This window comes from Corynebacterium sp. (assembly GCF_030530965.1).
Lineage (GTDB): Bacteria > Actinomycetota > Actinomycetes > Mycobacteriales > Mycobacteriaceae > Corynebacterium.
Map to the genome: position 1 here is coordinate 18,131 of NZ_JAUMTY010000013.1, position 5,905 is coordinate 24,035.

The window sequence follows — 5,905 nt, forward strand, 5'->3', positions numbered from 1 at the left end:
GGGTCTCAACCAACCAGGACCGTAGACCCGCCAGATGTGAACTGGCCGGTGTTTATCATTTCCGGCGTTCTCATCATCTGCATTGCGCTGTGGGCGATACTGGCACCCGATAACGCACTGTCCGTGCTGACGGACATCGTTGGAACAGTGTCGAAGAATGCTGGATGGTTCTATATCCTCACCGCCACGGTGGCTGTGCTGTTCATGCTCGGTGTTGCCATCACCCGTGCGGGCCTCATCAAACTCGGGCCGGACCATGCGAAACCGCAGTTCGGCCTTTTCTCTTGGGCATCGATGCTTTTCGCCGCAGGTATCGGCATCGACTTGCTGTTCTTCTCGGTGGCGGAGCCGGTGAGCCAGTATTACCACCCACCATCAGGCGACGGTGAGAGCATTGAAGCCGCACGTCAGGCCGTTGTTTTCACCCTGTTCCACTACGGGATCACAGGGTGGGCGTTGTATGCCTTGATGGGAATGGCCTTCGGGTACTTCGCATACCGCCTGAACATGCCCCTATCCATTCGATCCGCGCTCTATCCGCTGATCGGTAAGCGGATTCATGGACCCGCCGGCGATGCCGTCGATATCGCGGCCATGTTAGGCACGGTTTTCGGTGTTGCCACATCATTGGGTATTGGGGTTGTTCAGCTCAATTACGGGCTGAAGGTCCTTTTTAACTTCCCCGAGAACTTAGGCTGGCAAATAGGGCTAATCGTGCTAGCGGTTGCGGTGGCCACGATTTCTGCAGTGTCTGGTGTTGATAAAGGAATCAAACGCCTCTCAGAGATCAACGTGCTCCTCGCTATCGGGCTCATGCTCTACATCCTGGTCACAGGCCGAACAGCTTTCCTCTTCGACGCCCTGGTCATGAATGTGGGCGAATATGTGTCGAAGTTCCCGGGCATGACGATGGATACCTACGCATTCTCCGGTGCTCAAGAATGGCTGAACTCATGGACGCTGTTCTTCTGGGCATGGTGGGTGGCCTGGGCCCCCTTCATCGGTCTATTCCTGGCGCGCATTTCGCGCGGGCGCAGTTTGCGGCAGTTCGTTGTCGGTACGATGTCCGTACCATTTTTATTCGTCCTGCTATGGGTGTCCTTTTTCGGGAATTCCGCTCTGGATAAAGTTATTCACGGCGATAGCGACTTTGGCCACATGGCAGTCGATAAGCCAGAGCGCGCGTTCTACCTCCTGCTGGGTCAGTATCCGGCCGGCATGGTTGTGATGGGAGCAGCGTCGCTGATCGGTCTGTTGCTCTACATCACCTCTGCGGACTCCGCGGCACTGGTCATGAGTAACTTCACGTCGAAAATTACGGATTCTCAGCAAGATGGACGCGCATGGTCCCGTATTTTCTGGGCCGCCGCCGTCGGTGTTCTTACCATATCTATGCTGTTTGTCGACGGTATTCCCGCTTTGCAAAACGCAACGATCATTATGGGGTTGCCGTTCGCTATCGTCATGTATCTCGTGATGTACAGCTTGTTTAAGTCATTGCGTTTGGAACTATTGCAATCCAAATCGAGTGCGCGTGCTCTACACGGCGCAATGTCTAGCCGCGCTGCGCCTGCGGAAGCCGGAATGAACTGGAGGAAACGCCTCAACCGAGCCATGTCATTCCCGTCATATAACCAGGTGGAGGCATATATCGATAAGGTCGCTGCCCCCGCTTTGGACAAAGTGGCGAAGGCATGCAAGGAACGCGGTGCAGATGTCGAGTACACGCGGTCAATCGTCGAGGGGCTGGGATTAGCTCAGCTTGACTTCCGCGTGAAGTTTGGGAGCGACAAAGACTTCCGCTACCAGATTTATCCCACGCAATACCCGATGCCGTCGTTCGCCGGCCGCATTCATCTGGATAGTGACAGTGAAGAACTGTATTACCGGTTGGAAATCTTCACGCTCACCGGTTCGCTGGGCTATGACGTTTATGGCTATACGGAATCTCAGCTCATTGAAAACGTTTTAGATTTGTATGAGAGGCATATGGAATTCCTTCACCTTCAATCCGATCTTCCGGGCGGATCCGACTTGTCGGATAATGCCGATCCGGTCGTCGAATGGGTAGACGATTATTCCGACTATGCTGCGGACAGTGCCGCTACAACAGGCAGTTCTGTGAGAAGTGAGAAACAAGAGGAGGCGGATCCGTCGGCTTCTACGGAGGAATCGACGGCAGTCGGCTCTTCCTCCGCGTCATCACAGGGCTCGGCCTCTCCAGAGAGCGAAAAATAACGATCACTAGAAAGTGAGTGCAGACACTTTATGTCGCAATCAATGACGCAAATGAAAACTGCCCCGACGCCGGCAGCCGAGCCGGAATCACTGTTCATCAATGGTGAATGGGGTTCTGCAATCGACGGTGAGACACGCACGATCACCTGCCCTGCTAACAATCAGGCAGTAGGTGTGGTCGCTGAGGCGTCGACGAAGGACACCGACCGCGCCATCGCCGCTGCTCGTGAGGCTTTTGACTCGGGCGTGTGGTCAGGATGGTCGGGCTTCGACCGCGGCCAGCTTCTCCTCGCCGTCGCGGACGGTATTGAAAAGCGCAAGAACGAATTCGCGCTAGCGGAGTCCTTGGACACGGGCAAGCGCCTTATGGAATCCAATGCCGATATGGATGACATCATCGGATGCTTCCGTTACTTCGGCAAGCTCGCCGGTAACGACGCCGGTCGCGTCGTTGACGCTGGTGATCCGTCGATAAGCTCGCGTATTGTGCGTGAGCCGGTGGGCGTGTGCGGGCTGATTACCCCGTGGAATTACCCGCTTCTTCAGGTTGCGTGGAAGGTTGCGCCCTGTGTGGCGGCGGCGAACACCTTTGTTCTGAAGCCGGCCGAGCTGACTCCCCACACTTCTATGCTTTTGCTGGATGTGATGGATAAGGCCGGGCTGCCCAAGGGGGCGGGGAACCTGGTCACCGGCGCTGGTAAATCGGCGGGAGCACCCTTATCGAGCGACCCGCGTGTCGACATGGTGTCCTTCACGGGTGGCCTGGAGACCGGACGCCACTTGGCCTCTGAAGCGTCACTGACAGTGAAGAAGATTGCCCTTGAGCTGGGCGGCAAGAACCCCAATGTCATTTTCGCGGATGCCGACTACGACGCTGCGCTGGATAACGCGATGAATGCTGCGTTCGTCCACTCCGGGCAGGTGTGCTCGGCGGGTGCGCGGCTCGTCGTCGAGGAGTCCATTGCTGAGCGCTTTGTCACCGACCTTGTGGCCCGTGCGGAAAAGGTTCGCTTGGGTGGTCCGTTTGATGAGAAAGCGGAGACGGGTGCGTTGATCTCGGAGGCGCACCGCGAGAAGGTCTCGAATTATGTGGCCCATGCTCGCGAGCAAGGTGCCCGCGTCCGGTGTGGCGGTGCTTTTGGTACTGGTCCCACAGCCGACGGCAGTGCGTCACTGGATGATGGCTGGTTCTACTTGCCGACGGTGATCGATCAGTGCACCCAGGAGATGGACTGTGTTCACGATGAGGCCTTTGGCCCGACGGTGACTGTGGAGACATTCTCGACGGAAGAGGAAGCCATCCGCATCGCGAACGACACGAACTACGGGTTGGCCGGGGCCGTGTGGACGTCCGACGCGGGCCGCGCAGAGCGCGTTGCTCGTGGGTTACGGCACGGAACGATCTGGATTAATGATTTCCACCCCTACTTGCCACAGGCAGAGTGGGGCGGCTTCGGCCAGTCCGGCATGGGCCGCGAACTCGGCCCCACTGGCCTGGAGGAATACACCGAGCCGAAGCACATTTATCACAACACGACGCCGGCCGTGACCGGGTGGTTTAGCCCCGAGGAGTAGGTTTTTCGACGGAGAACAGCGGCCGCATGGTCGTGACTGATGCGTTCTCCGTCGGCTCGGATGCCATGGTGATTTCCATCCGTCGGCTGTCCATCACCACAACAGGAACAGTGGTGGGCCGGCCAGCTGCAGCGACGGCGGGCACGTCGTATGTCACGATCGGCTGACCTTGGACAACGTGGTCGCCCTTCTTGGCGTGGACCGTGAATCCTTGGCCGTTTAATTCAACGGTGTCGATACCCAGGTGCACGAGGACGCCGATGCGGTCGTCGGTCATGATGGCGAAGGCGTGCGGGAAGAGCTGCATGATGCGGCCGCTGACGGGAGCGACGGCCTCGAGTACGTCGTCTTCCGGGCGGATAGCGAGGCCGCGGCCCACTGTTTCCGACGCGAAGGTTTCATCTTCTACCTGCGAGAGCGGGATCACTGTTCCGGGGATCGGCGCGCGGACTTCCAGAGGCCCATGGGGTTCTGTGGAGGGTGCCTCCGCTGAGTCTGGCGTCGGCTCTGAGTGTTCTGCGGAGGCAGCAACCGCGAGAGCTGCGTTGATTTCGTCTTTAAGGACATCAGATTCTGTCCCGAAGACTGCTTGGACACTGGTTCCGATCTCCATGACCCCGGACGCGCCCAAAGCTTGGAGTTTGTTCTTATCGACGGCGGCGGGGTTGTTGACTTCCATGCGGAGCCGGGTAATGCATGCGTCCACGTTCGCGAGGTTGTCCCGCCCGCCGAAAGCGTTAATGAGGGCTTCGGCCCGCGACGATGGGGCAGGTGAACCTTGTCCTGCGCTGCCACCCGTGGTGCTCGAGGAAGCCTCCGAAGTTCCATTTTCCGACGTTGTAGTGCCGGCTTCTGAGCCCGACTCATCGGTGTTGTCAGCTGCACCGACCGCCGCATCTGCTCGGCCTGGTGTGTGGAGATTCCAATGCACGATGGCGAACCGGAATATGAGGTAGTACAGAACCGCGAACGCGAGCCCTTGAACGATAAGAAGAGGAATGTTGTGTGCAGCGGGGGCCGTGCCATAGAGAATCAAATCGAGTAGCCCGGCAGAGAACGAGAACCCCAGGTGGATGTTCAATAGCTCCGCAATAGCGAGGGACAGGCCTGTGAGCACCGCGTGGACAACGTAGAGGGGGAACGCCAAGAACATAAACGCGAATTCGAGTGGTTCGGTCACGCCGGTAAAGAACGCCGTCAATCCGGCAGCGGAGAGGATACCGACCGCCGTCGCTTTTTGGCCCTTCTTCGCTGTGTGAATCATGGCCAGCGCTGCTGCGGGAAGACCGAACATCAAAATGGGATAAAAACCGGAGGTCAGCAGCCCCGCGGAGTGATCGCCTGCGGCGAAGCGGGAGAGCTCGCCGGACACAGTTCCGTCGGGTCCGTTGTAATCACCGTAAATAAACCACACGTAGGTGTTCAGAATGTGGTGAAGTCCCAGCGGGATGAGCATTCGGTTAGCAAATCCGTAAACAAACGCTCCTAATGCACCCGTTCCACCGATGAACCGGCCGATCGCCGTCAACCCTTCGTTAAAGATGGGGTAAATGTACGACAGAACGAATCCGGTGATCAGCGTCGTTACTGAGACGACGATGGGCACGAATCGACGCCCGCCGAAGAACCCGAGGTAGGACGGCAGTTTAATGTCGTGATACTTGTCGTAGAGCCACGCGGTGAGCAGACCGACGACGATACCGCCGAAGACGCTGTAATCGATGAGCGCTTGTTCGCCTGAGGAATCTTTGACTCCGTGGAGGACGAGCGGCGACATTTGTTTGAACACTGCCCCCATCACAAGGTAGCCGGCGACGGCAGCCAGGGCTGTTGACCCGTCGGCCTTCTTAGCGAAACCAATGGCTACGCCGACCGCAAAAAGGAGCGGGAGCTGCGAGAAGAGCGCTTGGCCGGCGGCGCTCATCGCCTCGAAGAAGGGGCCGATAACGGGGGTTTGGATCCTTCCGAGGAGGTCGTCTTGGCCTAATCGGAGAAGTATTCCCGCTGCCGGCAGGAGCGCGATGGGCAGCATGAGGCTTTTGCCCAACCGCTGGAGCTGGGAAAAGTCGGGTCTATGAAACTTCCGTTTCGA

3 protein-coding genes are annotated in these 5,905 nt (G+C 58.0%); 2 read left to right on the plus strand and 1 reads right to left on the minus strand.

The window, feature by feature from the left end; genetic code table 11:
• A partial coding sequence (gene betT, locus Q3981_RS04135; protein ID WP_303124216.1) for a choline BCCT transporter BetT occupies positions 1-2,238 on the plus strand: 2,238 nt, incomplete at its 5' end.
• A gap of 42 nt (positions 2,239-2,280) precedes the next feature.
• Positions 2,281-3,813 carry an aldehyde dehydrogenase family protein gene (locus Q3981_RS04140; protein ID WP_303124217.1) on the plus strand — a complete coding sequence of 511 codons (1,533 nt, stop codon included), beginning with the start codon at positions 2,281-2,283 and terminating at the stop codon, positions 3,811-3,813.
• On the opposite strand, the gene Q3981_RS04145 is transcribed toward Q3981_RS04140, so the two are convergent.
• Positions 3,797-5,905: glucose PTS transporter subunit IIA (locus tag Q3981_RS04145; RefSeq protein ID WP_303124218.1), on the minus strand; the 2,109-nt coding region annotated here is incomplete at its 5' end. The genes Q3981_RS04140 and Q3981_RS04145 overlap by 17 nt on opposite strands.